Genomic DNA, 15219 nt, shown 5'->3' with positions numbered 1-15219 from the left:
TCAAAGGTCTTGTCCTGCTTGGAAGGGACCGGCGCCGGTGATCAGACCGGATCCGAGGTGATGGCCCACTCGGGCGTACCGACGGCGAGCAGGGCGCGGCGGGTGTCGGCGATCATGCGTGCCGACCCGGCGATCTGGATCTGCCGATCCGCCCAGGAGCCGAAGCTGGCCACCACCGCACCCAGATTACCGATCAGCCTGCGGTGCATGCCGAACGGTGGATCGGCGGGCGGATGCGGATGCCACCACGGGTTGGAGGCGTTCTCGCACACCGGGACCACCGACAGCCAGGGATTGCTCAGCGACAGCTGCCACATGTTGTCCACGTCGTACAGGTCACACGGGTAGCGACCGCCGATGAAGAAGTGCACCCGTGGATTGGGCCCGCGCCGCCCCATCTCGATGAGTTGGGCGCGCAGTGGCGCGATGCCGGTGCCCGACCCGATCATCAGCACATCGGAGGCGCTGTCCCGGTCCACATGCAGCGCACCCAGCGGTCCGGCGACCTGCCATACGTCCCCGACCTGGGTCTCGGTGACGATGGCCGGGCTCACCCAGCCGGTGCGCACCTTGCGGACGTGGAATTCGATCTCGCCGTACGGATTCGTCGGAGTCGCCGGGGACAGATACCGCCACATCTTGGGGCGCTGCGGAATCGTCACCGGCAGGTACTGACCGGCCTGGTACGGAATGGGGCTCTCCGATTGCAGCCGCACGATGGCCAGATCGTCCAGGACGCGGCGGTGACCGACCACGGTCGCCTCCCAGACTGGCTGGGAGTCATCGGAATTGGCGCCGATCGCCATCGACGCGGAGATCAGGATGGCGATATCGCGCCAGCCCTCCTCCAACTCCCGGGACCAGCCGCCGCTGCCGTGATACGTGCGGAAGGCAGCGACCAGCGCGCGCCCGGCGATGTCGTAGTGTGCCGCCTCGACACCGTATTTGCGGTGGTCGCGGGCCAGCTGTTCCAGAAAATGCTGGGCGCGATCCCAGTCCTCGAGATGGTCCAGCACAAACTGCACGGCGGTCATCACCCGTTTGGGCTGCATATCCATCGCCGGAGGGAACAGTTCCCGCAGCCGGGTGTTCTCCGCGAACATATGCCCGTAGAACGCACTGACCAGTCGTTCCGGGCCGCCCGGGGCCTCGATGACCGACCGGAAATTGGCGCGGACCAGCGCAGCCGAACGCGCATCCACGACTCCAGCTTCCCTTCTGTTACAGACTTGCATGGACTACCCGGACGTGCCGGGGCCTGTTGATCCAGTATCGCCGATGAATCCGTGGTTGCGTAGTTATCACGGGCATCCATGGCCACCCCCCGATCGTGGCCGGGCGTCACAACGTGGCCGTACCCGGCTCCGAGCGGTCCCGCGCGCCGCGCGGATCGGTTGCGCCTTCCAGGGCGAGGCCGGTCGCCATGGCCAGCCGTCGATATCTATCCAGAATGGTCTCGTGGTCGAACTCCAGATCCTGCGGAAAGAATGTCAGGTGGCTGACCAGAAGCCGCGGATAGAAGCAGTTCGCGCGGTCGAGGTAGTCGGGGATCTGCGCGGAGAGCTGGAATTCGTCCCCTGTCATCTCGCCGGACATGTAGGACATATCCCTGCCGATCCAGGAAACGAAATTTATGCTGATTCGGCCGCGCCATGGAATGGGATCAGCGAGCATTTGCTCGAATAGTTCCCGATTATTCAGGAAGTAATTGTGCAGGTCGGTTGCCATCGCGGCGCTACGCCAGAGAGTCTGGATGCCGTGGCCCGATAGTTCGATCTTCATCAGCTCTTCCGGCAGCACCCCCAGTCTTTGCTGATGGTAGGCGCACACGCCGTTGTTGACAACATTACCGCTCACCAGAAAGTATTTGCGCTCCCGTAGCCGAAATCGGATGAAGTTCGCCAGCTCGTCCAATTGAATATATACGATGTCGTCATCGCACTTCAGGAAGACGGTCTCGGCATAATGCGCGGCCTGGTCGGCGTAGAACTTATACAGTTCGGACCAGTTATCGGGTATACGCTCGGCGCACTGATAAAGATACTCGCCGGTATCCGGTCGGTCCGGAAAACGCCACTCGCCGTCGGCGCCGTAGCCGGTCTTTACGTATATTTTATACAACCCCGGAGTTGAATTCAGCTCATATTCGAGGGCGGTGCCGCCGTCGACCGAAAGCCTGATGCCTCGATCATCGGCCGAGACTTCGATGTGGCGAAATAGTGCCGCCGACAGTATGCCGGGCGTCTCCGCGACGGCAACGGGCTCCTCGCTGTTCGCTCGAAGGTGATGTTCTGTGGTGAGGAGTTCGGAGGTGTCCACTCGGCGAAGTACTGTCCGCTGATTCCCCCAGCCGCCGATGACCAGCTCGTACGAGGGCGCCCCTTCGTAGCGGGCCTCTATGCCGATGTGGACGTCACTTCTCGCGCGCACCCGGGCGAGCCAAGTACGTTTACGAGCCGTGTACTTGCCCAAATCGCCCGCCGGATAATAGACCAGATCGTCCGGGGTTCGTCCGACAATCGGAAACCGGGATTTCAGCCAGCGATCATCGTTATCGTTCCGGGAGAAGTTCCACACGTGCCACTCATCGATCACGCCGAGGCGCAGAGCCTCCCCGATATAGTGTGTCAATAACTCCATGCGATCTTGACGCCCGGCGAAGGTCACCATGATCACCGGATGTCCGTCGACCGCCATGGAGATCTTCGCCTTCCACCCTGGGCGCTGTGTGACAGCGTCCCGCCAGCATCTATCCCCCAGCCTACCGGAGGGTCGAACATATATACGGATTCGGATCCGGGCCGCAGCAGCCGAGTCCCCCGTGGGATCATAACTCCGAGTCCTCCCAGATGATGCGCCGCCAATCGCTGCCGTATTTCGCGCTGAGCACGGCATCTTCTTCGGCGAGCGCCTTCCGGTGATAGTCATCGAAGTTGGTCATGGACTGATGTTGTTTATGGTGAATGCGGGCACGATTGGTGAGGACGCTGAGCAGTCCGGCCGAACGTATTCGATATCCGTAGTCATAATCGGTGCCGTATCCGCGGGCCATGTCCAGATCCCAGAATCCCAGGCTGTCGATGGTGGAGCGCTTGATGAGGGTCGCTGTCGGCTCCAGGTGGCGCCGCACCGAGGCAACGTCCTCGGCCCGTTCCATGAACGAGTGCCACGAATTTTGTTGCGGCGCGATCTGTGCGTAGTGCTCCGAGGTGAAGAGTACCGACACCAGTTCGCGCAGGACCGTGTTTCCGTAGTCGAAACTCACATCGGAGTTGAGCAGCCAGAATGCGTCGTAGTCGTCCGCTTCGGACGCTATTCGATAACCCGCGTACATCCCGTTGGCGAAGCCCAGATTCCGGGGCATGACATGGGTCGTCGATCCTGGTGGCACCGTGGACCGGTTGTCTATCACGTAGACGCGTTTCCGGTCGTATTCGAGAGTGCGATTGAGATAGTCGGCCAGGCGGTCCGTCATCTCGGCGGTGTTGAAGTTCAATACGATGATCGCGACATTCGGAGATTCGTCCGGATCCCGCGTGCGCGTCGGCGCGGCGCGTACTCGTGCGCGTCCGCATGGGTCGATGCCGTTCGACGTCGTAGGTTCCGGTGCGTCGTCGGCGATCTCGGTGGCGTGGGCGACCTCCGCTGCGGTTGCCAGCCCGTTTTCCAGGGCGAGTTTCCAGTATCCTCGTAGGAGGGGGCGGTGGTACAGCCCGCTCTCCTGTTTTCCGGACGACAGGTGACTTGCCAGAAATCCCGGATATATACAGTGTCGGCGTTGCAGATACCGAGGTATCTGGACCGACAGTGCGTTTTCGTCGTTCACCATGGCCGCGGACATGTAGGACAGATCCGTGCCCAGCCATGCGACGAAGTGCATGCCGAGCAGTCCCCGCCACTCGATTGGTGTGGCCGGGACCTGCTCGAACTGTGCCCGATTGTTCAGGAAGTGGTGGTGCAGAGTGCGCGCCAGGGCGGCGCTCTCCCAGAGCTTGCCGCCGAATCCTCCTGGCGGCAGTTCCAGCTCCATCAGGCGCTGCGGTATGGCGCCGTGTTGCTGCTGATAGTGAGCACACACATTGTTGTTGACCACATTGGCTGTCACCAGGAAATACTCGGGGTGCCGGATCCGGAATCGGATGAATTCTTCCAGCCGTTCCAATTGAAAATAGACGATGTCGTCGTCGCATTTCAGGAAGACGGTATCCGCGTGGTTGCCGGCGCGGGCGGCATAGAAATGTATTGCGTCGACGAATCCGGCTCGCCATCTCTCGGCACTGTGGTATATATGCGCCTTCGGGTCCGGCTGCGCGGGGAAGCGCCATTCACCATCGGAGCCGTATCCGGTCTTGACGTATACATCGTAGACATCCGGTGCAATGTCGGTCGCGTGCTCGATCAGGGGCGCATCATCGACCGTGAGAGTCACGCCGAACGGGGTCAGGGAAATACGTATGTCCCGAAATGACTGCGTCGAAAGAATGCCCGGGGTATATTTTTCCGCTGGGGGATCGTAAATGTGCGCTCGATCCGTGTGGTGTGTGACGAAGAAGTCGGATGTGTCGAGGCGACGGAGCATGGTGCGCTGGTTCTGCCAGCCGCCGATGATAATCTCGAAGGACGAATTATTTCGGTCTCGTGCCTGCAGGCCGATGTGCACATCGTTCCCGGCCCGCACCCGCGCTCGCCAGTGCCGAGTCGGCTCGGATGACGGGTCCAGGCTGCCCGCCGCATAGTAGACGAGATTATCCGGCGTCCGTCCGGTACTGGTGAAGTGCGAATTCAGCCAGCGGTCGTCTGCGTCGTTCCGTGAAAAATTCCAGATGTGCCATTCGTCTATGAGGTTCCGGTCGAGTGCCGCTTCCACGTAGCGGGCCAGCAGTTCCATTCGATCCCGGCGGCCGGCGAAGGTTACCAGCACCACCCGTCGCCCATCGATGACCGACATGCGTCTCCCTTACGATCCGGTTCATCCTCACCCGTCGTACTACCCGATGGAGGTGACCACGGCAAGATTTACGGCTTGTGGCTGGAACACGATTGCCGATCGTATGTCTCGTGAACTCGCCTGGCTGGTGAGTCGGCCGGCAAGCGCCGAGGCCACGGTGCGCCCAGGCTCGTGCCGGGGCGGTTTCGGCGCTAGCGTTGTGCAGGTCGCCGAAAAGTTTCGAACTTGAGCGGAACAGACTCAACTTCTGCTGCGTTGAACAGACCGTGCGCAGTCGTCCCGACTGTGAGGAAGACGACTAGTAGGAAGGTGAATGTGGACTCGTTCAATCCCACCACCAAGACTCAGGCCGCGCTGACCGCCGCGCTGCAGGCGGCCTCGGCCGCCGGAAATCCGGAGATCCGGCCGGCGCACTTGCTGGTGGCGTTGCTGGATCAGACCGACGGCATCGCCGCCCCCTTGCTGAAGGCCGTCGCGGTCGACCCGGCGACGGTGCGCCGTGAGGCCCAGGACATCGTCGACCGGCTGCCCCGCGCGTCCGGCGCGACCACGAGCCCGCAGCTGGGCCGCGAGGCCCTGGCCGCGATCACCGCCGCCCAGCAGCTGGCCACCGAACTCGGCGACGAGTACGTCTCCACCGAACATCTCGTGGTGGGCCTGGCCCGCGGCGATTCGGATGTGTCGCAGTTGCTGTTGAAATACGGCGCGACCGCCGACGCGCTGCGCGAGGCGTTCACCACCGTGCGTGGCAACGCCCGCGTCACCTCTCCCGATCCGGAGGGCAGCTACCAGGCGCTGGAGAAGTACTCCACCGATCTGACGGCCGCCGCCCGCGAGGGCAAGCTCGACCCGGTCATCGGCCGCGACACCGAGATCCGGCGCGTGGTCCAGGTATTGAGCCGCCGCACCAAGAACAATCCGGTGCTGATCGGCGAGCCCGGTGTCGGCAAGACCGCGATCGTGGAGGGCCTGGCCCAGCGCATCATCGCCGGTGACGTGCCGGAGTCGTTGCGCGGCAAGCGGTTGGTATCGCTCGATCTGGGCGCGATGGTCGCCGGCGCGAAGTACCGCGGTGAATTCGAGGAGCGGCTCAAGGCGGTGCTCGAGGAGATCAAGCAGAGCGCCGGGCAGGTCGTCACCTTCATCGATGAGCTGCACACCATCGTCGGCGCCGGCGCGACCGGTGAGTCGGCCATGGACGCCGGCAACATGATCAAGCCGATGCTCGCGCGCGGCGAGCTGCGCCTGGTCGGCGCGACCACGCTGGACGAGTATCGCCGGCACATCGAGAAGGATCCCGCGCTCGAGCGCCGCTTCCAGCAGGTGCTGGTGGGCGAGCCGTCGGTGGAGGACACCGTCGGCATCCTGCGCGGGCTCAAGGAGCGCTACGAGGTGCACCACGGCGTGCGCATCACCGACTCGGCCCTGGTCGCCGCGGCGACGCTGTCCGACCGCTACATCACCTCGCGCTTCCTGCCCGACAAAGCGATCGACCTGGTCGACGAGTCGGCCTCGCGGCTGCGCATGGAGATCGACTCGCGCCCTGTCGAGATCGACGAGGTGGAGCGGGCCGTGCGGCGCCTCGAGATCGAGGAGATGGCCCTGGCCAAGGAGACCGACGAGGCCTCCAAGCAGCGCCTGGAGAAGTTGCGCCAGGAGCTGGCCGACGACCGCGAGAAGCTGAACCAGCTGATGGCTCGCTGGCAGAACGAGAAGCAGGCCATCGACGCGGTGCGCGTGGTCAAGGAGGAGCTGGAGTCGCTCAAGGGCGAATCCGAGCGCGCCGAGCGCGACGGCGATCTGGGTAAGGCCGCCGAACTGCGCTACGGCCGGATTCCCCAACTGGAGAAGCAGCTGGCGGAGGCCGAGCGCAAGGCGGGAACCTCTTCGGACGGCGAGGTGATGCTCAAGGAGGAGGTCAGCCCGGACGATATCGCCGAGGTGGTGTCGGCGTGGACCGGCATCCCGGTCGGGCGCATGCTCGAGGGCGAGACCCACAAGCTGCTGCGGATGGAGGAGGAACTCGGCCGCCGGGTGATCGGTCAGTCCGATCCGGTGCGCGCGGTCTCCGACGCGGTACGCCGGGCCCGTGCCGGGGTCGCCGACCCGAACCGGCCCACGGGGTCGTTCATGTTCGTCGGCCCGACCGGCGTCGGCAAGACCGAGCTGGCAAAGGCGTTGGCGGACTTCCTGTTCGACGACGAACGCGCCATGATCCGCATCGATATGAGCGAGTACTCCGAGAAGCATTCGGTGGCTCGCCTGGTCGGCGCCCCGCCCGGATACGTCGGCTACGACCAGGGCGGTCAGCTGACCGAGGCGGTGCGGCGGCGTCCGTACACGGTGGTGCTGTTCGACGAGATCGAGAAGGCACACCCGGACGTGTTCGACATCCTGCTGCAGGTGCTCGACGAGGGCCGCCTGACCGACAGCCAGGGTCGCACGGTCGACTTCCGCAACGCGATCCTCATCCTCACCTCCAACCTGGGTGCGGGCGGCGACAAGGATTTCGTGATGGCCGCGGTGCGCTCCGCGTTCAAGCCGGAGTTCCTCAACCGCCTGGACGACGTGGTCATGTTCCACGCCCTGGACGAGGAGGAGATCGAGGAGATCGTCGACATCCAGCTCAGCCAGCTGCAGAAGCGCCTCGCGCAGCGGCGGTTGAAGCTCGACGTCAGCGATTCGGCCCGCTTCTGGCTGGCCGTGCGGGGTTACGACCCGGCCTATGGCGCGCGTCCGCTGCGGCGACTGATCCAGCAGTCGATCGGCGACGCGCTGGCCAAGGAACTGCTGGCCGGTGAGGTCGTCGACGGCGACGTGGTGAAGGTCAACGTCTCACCCGACGGCGATGGGCTCATCGTCGGCCGGTGAGAGGAGGCATTCGCGCGGTGCGGGTGACCGGGCCGCGCGAATCTCGGGGTCAGCTGATGTGGCCTGCATCTCACCTAGGCTGGAGGGTATGACGAATCCGAGCGATCCGCGGGGGCAGCGACCGGATTCGCCCGACTCGCCGACAGAGAAGTTCGGTGGCCCGGGCGAGTCAGGGCAGGCGCATGCGACGGAGTACTCGGAGGGGTACGGCGCGGGGGGTGAACCGGGCGACCCGAATCACTACTTCGAGCAGTCGGCCGGGCCGAACGCCACGCGGCAACTGCCGCCGTATCAGAGTCAATGGGGTGTGTACGACACACCCGGGGTCTACGAGACCCGGCCGTACGACACGCAATGGGCGGTTCCCGGCGAGCCGGCGCACATGCCGGGCGGCCCGGCCGGGCCGATGCCGCCCCCCGGGCCGGTCCCGCCCACCATGTACGGCCCGCCCACCGAGTTCGGCCCGCCCGGCGGCCCGCCGCGCCGCAATCGGGTGGCGACGTGGATCGCCCTGAGCCTGGGCATCTTCGCGGTGGTCGTGCTCGCCGCGGCCGCGCTGGGCTTCTATCTGGCCGGTCGCGACACGTCCACCTCCGCGGCCCCGTCCGAGGCGTTGCCTACCGCCGCACAGCCCCCGGCACAGTTTCCGGTCTTCCCGCAGACTCCCGGTGGTGGCGGCAATCCGGGCCTTCCGCAGCGGCCCGGTGGCGACACTCTCGGCGCGACGATGGGCACCATCTCCGCCAACGACGGCTCCACCCTGACCATCGACTCCCTGTCGGGTGCGACGGTGACCGTGCACACCGACACCAAGACCCAGGTGATCTCGCTGGGCTCGGGCACCCTGGCCGACCTGCACCCCGGCGATATGGTGGTGGTGCAGGGCGACAAGAATCCGGACGGCTCGATCCTCGCCAAGATCATCATCGGGACCTCCGTTCCGCCGCAGGGCACCCCGGCCCCCACACCGACCAGGTGAGGGGCTCGAGCGTCGCGCGGCACACAACACGCTGTGCGGACACACCGCGTCCGCGCCCCGGCAACTAGACTTGTCCGCGATGACGGCAATGTGGTTCGGCTTGGCAGCGGTCGCACTCGTGGGTGCGATCGTGCTGCTGTATTTCGATCGGCTTCAGCGTCAGCGCACCGGTCATGTGCGTCAGGTCTGGGCGAAAGCCCAGGGCTACACGTATGTTTCGGTCGAGCCGGCACTGGCGGCCACGTGGCGCCGCGGCGCCATGGCCAAACTCGGATATCTGTCCGCGGTCGATGTGGTGTCGGGTAATCGCAAGGGCGAGAAGTTCGTTCTGTTCGACCTGGAGGACTCCGCGACGCTGGTCGCGGTGCGTCGCCAGATCGGCTCCGATATCGACATCGACCTGCGCCTCAAGACGGCCGCCCCGCCCAAGGACGCCGATCTGGAACTGCTCGGCGCGATCGGCGACCGCGTGGTGTTCGCGACCAACCCCGATATCGCCCGGCACGCCGTGGATCAGCGCATGGTGGCGTTCATCGAAACGCTGCCCGACAGCGTGCAGCAGCTGTGGAGCGAGGGCAACTGGACCCTGGGCGTGCTGCCGGTGGGCACGACGTCGCGGGAGTGGGAGGCCGCCGTCGACGCGGTGCTTCGCCTGTCCGGACTGCTGCATGTGCTGCCGCCGGTGGTCGAGCGGTCCCCGCGTCCGGGGGAACCGGAGATGCACGATCCCGGCCGCCCGCGCCCGCAGCCGCGCTCCGAGATGTACGGGGAGCCGGACGACTACGACGATCCGCCCCTCCCGGACCCCTACGGCGAGGTCCCCGCCACGCACGACGCCGAACGCCCGCATCCGGCCTCGCGGTTCGTCTCCGAACCCCGGTTCGTCTCCGAACCGCGCGGCCCGTTCGGTGACTACCCCGACGGCGAGGACGCCGACGACGACATCGTCCCGCTGATCGGGGACGTCTCCGGCGACGCCGAGCCGCCGCGACGCCCGGCCCTGGCCGTCGTGCCCGATCCGCGCACCCGTGTGCGGCGCAACTGGCCGCCGGCGCAGGAGTCCTGGCCCGACGACCGGGAGCAGGACCCGCTCGACGACGAGCACGCCGAGCACGATCTGCACGCCGAGCAGGACGTGCACGTCGAGGAGCGGCCCGACGAGGACGAACTGCCGGACCGGTCGGGCGGCCCGTTCCATCCCGGGTTCCGCCCGTACCAGGGACCAGCATCCCGATGAGGTCGGTGACCGCGGGTCCGGGACGACCGTCCGCGGGTGCGCGATGATGGGTTCATGACAGACTCGCCCGCCGCTCACCTTCCCGGCGCGACCCGTCCCGTTGCCATGGTCACCGGACCCACCTCCGGAATCGGGCGCGCGTATGCGCTGCGCCTGGCCTCACTCGGCTACGACCTGGTGCTGGTCGCCCGCGACCAGCAGCGTCTGGATGCCCTGTCCGACGAGCTGAGCAGGCGTTTCGACACCCGCTCGCAGGTGCTGCGCGCCGACCTCGCGGAGGCCGCGGACCGCGACCGGGTCGCCGCGCGCCTGGGTGAGGGTGTCGAATTCCTGGTCAACAACGCGGGTTTCGGCCTGTCGGGGGAGTTCTGGACGGTCGATCCCGTCCAACTGCAGGCGCAGTTGGACGTCAACGTCACCGCGGTGCTGCACCTGACTCGCGCCGCATTGCCGCCGATGATCGCCGCGGCCAAGGGGTCGGTGGTGAACGTGGCCAGCGTCGCGGGTCTGGTTCCGGGTCGCGGATCGACGTATTCGGCGTCCAAGGCCTACGTCGTATCCTTGTGCGAAGGTTTAGCGGGCGGACTGGCCGGGACCGGGGTCCGGGTGCAGGCGTTGTGCCCCGGATTCGTGCACACCGAATTCCACGATCGAGCAGGCATCGAAAAGTCGTCGATACCGAAGCGGATGTGGCTCGATGTCGAGCAGGTGGTCGCGGGTTCGCTGCGTGACCTGGACGCGGACAGGGTGGTCAGCGTGCCGGGAGCGCAGTACAAGGTGCTCACGACGGTGGCCGGGATGATCCCGCGCTCCCTCCAGGTCCGCATGAACCGAGCCATGTTCAACGCACGCAACAGGACCTAGCGCGGCCAGGCCGATGGCCGGTCGACCAGAAAGGACACTAGATGATCGAATCTACGACCGACCGGGACAGATTGGCCGAGCTGGTCCGGGAGCTCGCCGTCGTGCACGGCCGAGTCACGCTGTCCTCGGGCAAGGAGGCCGACTACTACGTCGACCTGCGCCGCGCGACCCTGCACCATGAGGCCGCGCCGCTGATCGGCAAGCTACTGCGCGAGCTGGCGTCGGACTGGGAGTTCGATGCGGTCGGCGGGCTGACCATGGGCGCGGATCCGGTGGCGTCGGCGATGATGCACACGCCGGGCCGCCCGCTGGATGCCTTCGTGGTGCGCAAGGCCGCCAAGACGCACGGTATGCAGCGCCAGATCGAGGGTCCGGATATTTCCGGCAAACGGGTGCTGGTCGTCGAGGACACCACGACGACGGGTAATTCGCCGGTGACCGCGGTGCGTGCGCTGCGCGAGGCGGGCGCGACGGTGGTCGGCGTGGCGACCGTGGTGGACCGGGAGACCGGCGCGGATCAGATCATCGCGGACGAGGGCCTGGAGTACCGGTCCATTCTCGGGCTGAAGGATCTCGCCCTCGGCTGACCTGCGCCGTGTTCGATGATGCGCTGGGTTAACGTGGTGGTGTTCATCGAATGGTGGGTCTAGCAACGGAGCGAATCATGGGCGTAGCGGGCGATCCTCACGGTGGAGCCGAGTCTCGGCGAGGCTCGGGCGTGAGGATCGCGGTCACCAAGGGACACGAGAATGTGGCCCTCCTGGGTATCGGCGCCTACCGTCCCCAGCGCATTGTCAGCAACGCCGAGGTGTGCGAGGTGCTGAACTCCTCGCCGGAGTGGATCTACGAGCGCACCGGCATCCGTAATCGACGCTGGATCAGCGGCGGCGAAACGCTGCGGACGATGGCGGCCGCGGCCGGTGAGCGCGCGATCCGCAACAGCGGGGTCGACCGGTCCAGAATCGGCGCGCTGGTGCTGGCGAGTTCGAGCTGGCTGAAGCTGACGCCGCACGGCGCGCCCAGTATCGCCTACGACCTGGGATTGAACGGCATTCCGGCGTTCGATCTGACCTCGGGCTGCGGCGGTTTCGGCTACGGGCTCGGTGTATCCGCCGATCTGATCCGGTCCGGTTCCGCGGAACATGTGCTGGTGATCGGCGCCGAGACGATGACAGTCGGTCTCGACCCCACCGACCGGGGCACCGCGATGATCTTCGGCGACGGCGCCGGCGCGGTCGTGCTCGGCCCGAGCCAGGAAAACGGCATCTCCCCGACCGTCTGGGGCAGCGACGGTGAGAACGCCGAGGCCATCGCACAGGATGTCGACTTCCTGGCGTATATGGACAAGGCCGAGTCCCTGCAGGGTGTGCGACCCGAGATCCAGCCGATCGGCCGGATGTCGCTGCGGATGCAGGGGCAGCGGGTGTTCCGGTGGGCGGCGGTGACGCTGCCGCGGGCGCTGTCCTCCGCGATCGAGATGTCCGGGGTGGCCAAGGAGGACATCGAGGTCTTCGTGCCGCATCAGGCCAACGCCAGGATCAACGAGTTGATGCGCAAGAACCTGGGCCTGGCCGACGATATTCCGATGGCGGGCGACATCGAGAACACGGGAAACACCTCCGCCGCCTCTATTCCGCTGGCGATCGAGGAGATGTTGGTGACCGGCAAGGCCAAGGGCGGCCAGCTGGCGCTGCTGCTCGGATTCGGCGCCGGCCTCAGTTATGCGGGCCAGGTCGTCACGCTGCCGCCGGCCCCGATCGAACCCAGTTTTCAACCTCCTACAGGCACAGCATGATTCGGTCACGATCGGCCGGGTCCACCCGAATCGAAATCGTCTCTCCGACGGTGATTCTGGGGCGGTCGATCGGGGCGACGTCGAAAACGATGGTGCCGCGGTAGGTTTCGGAGCCGGGGATGTTGAGTTCCAGATCCAGTTCGGTGAGTTCGGTGAAGTGGTCGGTGCGCTCGAGCGGATGCACGCCCTCGATGACGGCCCACCCCTCCAGTCCGTGCCGGGCCAGTCGCCGGTCGCTGCGCGAGGGTCGCTGCGCGAGAACCATGCCCAGTCCGACGCAGGATCCGAACATGCCGACCAGCGCCACCATCTGATAGGGCAGCGTCCCCTGTGGCGTGTGCTTGACGACCCAACCCAGCCAGAACCCGAGAACGATCAGGTATCCGACCGTCACACCGAGCACTGTTCGAAGTATCCGCGAGTGGGCAGTATTGTTCACAGCCACCTCCACCACCGCTTCAGACTCCAGGATAGTTCCTGAGTACCCACTGTGTGGCGGAGTTCACATCCGTGGCCGCGCTGGTCCGCGGCGGTGCCGGTCCGAATCCCGCCCGCCGTTACGATTGCGCGGGTGAGTTACCCCTGTGAGCGGCCCCGCGGCGCCGACGCCGACATCTGCGCGACGTCGTGAGCGAGTCGAGCCTCGATGCGGCCGGGGACGAGAGCGAACTGCCCGGTCCCACCGAATGGGGTGAGCATCCGCACGGCGTCGGCCCCTGGGAGCAGGAGTACGGCACGCCTCCGCCGGGAGATCCGCACCTGGATCCGGAGCTGCTCGCCCACGGCGACCGCCGCAATGTCGTCGACGCCTATCGCTACTGGACGCGCGAGGCGATCGTCGCCGATATCGATCGGCGGCGGCATCCGTTCCATGTCGCGATCGAGAACTTCGGGCACGACGCCAATATCGGCACCGTGGTGCGCACCGCGAACGCCTTCGCCGCCGCGGCGGTGCATATCGTCGGGCGCCGCCGCTGGAATCGCCGCGGCGCCATGGTCACCGACCGCTACCAGCACATCGAGCATCATGCCGACATCGCCGAGCTGCGCGAATTCGCCGCGCGGGAGGATCTGGTCGTCGTCGCGGTCGACAACGTGCCGGGTTCGGTTCCGCTGGAAACCGTTCGCCTGCCGCGCAGATGCCTGCTGCTGTTCGGGCAGGAGGGACCGGGCGTCACAGACCAGGCGAAACAGGTTTCGGCGATGACGGTGTCGATCGCTCAGTTCGGCTCGACCCGCAGCGTCAATGCCGGCGTGGCCGCGGGTATCGCCATGCACGCCTGGATCAGCCAGCACGCGGACCTGGCCCGGGCCTGGTAGCCCGTTCGGGGGGCGGTGACAAATCATGGGCGCGAGCGGGTCTTCTGCTGGCAACATGGAGCCCATGACAGCGTCGAGAACCGAGCCAACCGCCACGGACTGGTCACAGCGGGCGGATCTGGCCGAGTCCGCCCTGCTGTCACGGAATCTGCGGCGGCTGTGGGTCGTGCCCGGCGCCACGCTCGGCGTGGTGGGCTGGCCGGCGCTGCTGGGGGAGCGGCTGTTCCTCACCTGGAATTACTGGTGGCAGGCGCACCTGATCGACTGCGCGGTCGACGCGGCCGACCGCGCGCAGACCCCCGCGCGCACCGCTCGCGTCGCCGCGATCGCGCGCGCCCATCGCATACGCAACATCACGGGCTGGACCAACAACTACTACGACGATATGGCCTGGCTGACCCTGGCGCTGGAGCGCGCCGAGCGCACACAGGGCATCACCGAGGTGCGCGGCGGTCGCACGGCGCTGGAGCAGGAGCTGGTCGACGGCTGGCAGCCGCAGATCGGCGCGCTCCCGTGGCGCAAGGGTGACGACTACTACAACACCCCCGCCAACGGCCCCGCCGCCATCGCGCTGGCCCGCCTGGGCCGGACCGACCGCGCGGTGGAGATGGCCGACTGGCTGGACAAGAATCTGCGCGACAACGAGACCGATCTGATCATGGACGGCGTCCATCTGCCGTCCGGGCGGATCGAGAATCCGGTATACACCTACTGCCAGGGCGTGGTGCTGGGCCTGGAGACCGAATTGGCCGTGCGCACAGGCGATTTCCGGCATGTCGAGCGGGTGCGGCGGCTGCTGGCGGCGGTCCGCGGCACGATGACCGACAAGAACGTCGTCGCCGGTGGCGGTGGCGGTGACGGCGGCCTGTTCAACGGAATTCTGATCCGCTACCTGGCACAGACGGCCCTCATGCTCCCGGGTGAGCAGGCCGATCAGGTGGCCGCGCGCAAGTCGGCCGCCGCGATCGTCATGGCATCGGCCGCCGCGGCGTGGGACAACCGCCTGGAGGTCGAGGGCGAACCGCTGTTCGGCCATGACTGGAACCAGCCGGCGCAGCTACCCACCAGCACCACGGGCGCGGCGCGGTTCACCTCGGGTGGATCGGTCAGCGCCTCGACAGTGCCGGAGCGCGATCTGTCGGTGCAGCTGTCCGGCTGGATGCTGATGGAGGCCGCGTACCTGATTTCCGCCGCGGGGTTCTGAA

General features: G+C 66.3%; 12 protein-coding genes. 8 read left to right on the top strand and 4 right to left on the bottom strand.

Annotation, left to right across the window (positions count from 1 at the left end; all coding sequences use genetic code 11):
- Positions 1-41: 41 nt before the first annotated feature.
- From JZ791_RS11955 to JZ791_RS11945, 3 genes are all read right to left on the bottom strand, one after another.
- Positions 42-1202, bottom strand: coding sequence for an FAD-binding oxidoreductase (locus JZ791_RS11955; RefSeq protein ID WP_216894311.1), 1161 nt, complete (start codon positions 1200-1202; stop codon positions 42-44).
- Between the two features lie 139 nt (positions 1203-1341).
- Positions 1342-2697 (bottom strand): DUF6250 domain-containing protein, encoded by a 1356-nt coding sequence (locus JZ791_RS11950; RefSeq protein WP_216894310.1) that lies wholly within the window; start codon positions 2695-2697, stop codon positions 1342-1344.
- A 130-nt stretch (positions 2698-2827) separates the two neighbouring features.
- Positions 2828-4948, bottom strand: a complete 2121-nt coding sequence (locus JZ791_RS11945; RefSeq protein WP_216894309.1) for a hypothetical protein — start codon at positions 4946-4948, stop codon at positions 2828-2830.
- Between the two features lie 315 nt (positions 4949-5263).
- Between JZ791_RS11945 and clpB the strand changes: the two genes are divergently transcribed.
- From clpB to JZ791_RS11915, 6 genes are all read left to right on the top strand, one after another.
- Complete coding sequence (gene clpB, locus JZ791_RS11940) at positions 5264-7819, top strand: ATP-dependent chaperone ClpB (RefSeq protein ID WP_216894308.1); 2556 nt, start codon at positions 5264-5266, stop codon at positions 7817-7819.
- Between the two features lie 88 nt (positions 7820-7907).
- Positions 7908-8798 carry a DUF5666 domain-containing protein gene (locus tag JZ791_RS11935; RefSeq protein WP_216894307.1) on the top strand — a complete coding sequence of 297 codons (891 nt, stop codon included), beginning with the start codon at positions 7908-7910 and terminating at the stop codon, positions 8796-8798.
- A 79-nt stretch (positions 8799-8877) separates the two neighbouring features.
- Entirely contained in the window at positions 8878-10035 is a 1158-nt protein-coding gene (locus JZ791_RS46480) for a TtfA family protein (RefSeq protein ID WP_308162891.1), read from the top strand.
- Positions 10036-10089: 54 nt separating this feature from the next.
- Entirely contained in the window at positions 10090-10899 is an 810-nt protein-coding gene (locus JZ791_RS11925; RefSeq protein WP_216894306.1) for an SDR family NAD(P)-dependent oxidoreductase, read from the top strand.
- 41 nt (positions 10900-10940) lie between these two features.
- Positions 10941-11486, top strand: coding sequence for an orotate phosphoribosyltransferase (gene pyrE / locus JZ791_RS11920; protein WP_216894305.1), 546 nt, complete (start codon positions 10941-10943; stop codon positions 11484-11486).
- A 77-nt stretch (positions 11487-11563) separates the two neighbouring features.
- Positions 11564-12694 carry a beta-ketoacyl-ACP synthase 3 gene (locus JZ791_RS11915; RefSeq protein ID WP_216894304.1) on the top strand — a complete coding sequence of 377 codons (1131 nt, stop codon included), beginning with the start codon at positions 11564-11566 and terminating at the stop codon, positions 12692-12694.
- Here the strand turns inward: JZ791_RS11915 and JZ791_RS11910 are convergent.
- A complete protein-coding gene (locus tag JZ791_RS11910; protein WP_308162889.1) occupies positions 12678-13088 on the bottom strand; it encodes a hypothetical protein in 411 nt (136 codons plus the stop codon). The two genes, JZ791_RS11915 and JZ791_RS11910, sit on opposite strands and share 17 nt — an antisense overlap.
- A 233-nt stretch (positions 13089-13321) precedes the next feature.
- Between JZ791_RS11910 and JZ791_RS11905 the strand changes: the two genes are divergently transcribed.
- A complete protein-coding gene (locus JZ791_RS11905) occupies positions 13322-14014 on the top strand; it encodes a TrmH family RNA methyltransferase (protein ID WP_216894302.1) in 693 nt (230 codons plus the stop codon).
- Positions 14015-14078: 64 nt separating this feature from the next.
- Positions 14079-15218, top strand: coding sequence for a glycoside hydrolase family 76 protein (locus JZ791_RS11900; protein WP_216894301.1), 1140 nt, complete (start codon positions 14079-14081; stop codon positions 15216-15218).
- Position 15219 lies beyond the last annotated feature (1 nt).

The organism is Nocardia alni (assembly GCF_019038435.1).
Lineage (GTDB): Bacteria > Actinomycetota > Actinomycetes > Mycobacteriales > Mycobacteriaceae > Nocardia > Nocardia alni.
This window is presented reverse-complemented; position numbering and strand designations above follow the sequence as displayed.

What these genes read in the sequence shown, in the direction of transcription:
- JZ791_RS11950 (WP_216894310.1), bottom strand. Translation starts at nt 2,697, where the DNA reads ATGGCGGTCGACGGACATCCGGTGATCATGGTGACCTTCGCCGGGCGT.
- JZ791_RS11945 (WP_216894309.1), bottom strand. Translation starts at nt 4,948, where the DNA reads ATGTCGGTCATCGATGGGCGACGGGTGGTGCTGGTAACCTTCGCCGGC.
- JZ791_RS11935 (WP_216894307.1), top strand. Translation starts at nt 7,908, where the DNA reads ATGACGAATCCGAGCGATCCGCGGGGGCAGCGACCGGATTCGCCCGAC.
- JZ791_RS46480 (WP_308162891.1), top strand. Translation starts at nt 8,878, where the DNA reads ATGACGGCAATGTGGTTCGGCTTGGCAGCGGTCGCACTCGTGGGTGCG.
- JZ791_RS11925 (WP_216894306.1), top strand. Translation starts at nt 10,090, where the DNA reads ATGACAGACTCGCCCGCCGCTCACCTTCCCGGCGCGACCCGTCCCGTT.
- pyrE (WP_216894305.1), top strand. Translation starts at nt 10,941, where the DNA reads ATGATCGAATCTACGACCGACCGGGACAGATTGGCCGAGCTGGTCCGG.
- JZ791_RS11915 (WP_216894304.1), top strand. Translation starts at nt 11,564, where the DNA reads ATGGGCGTAGCGGGCGATCCTCACGGTGGAGCCGAGTCTCGGCGAGGC.
- JZ791_RS11900 (WP_216894301.1), top strand. Translation starts at nt 14,079, where the DNA reads ATGACAGCGTCGAGAACCGAGCCAACCGCCACGGACTGGTCACAGCGG.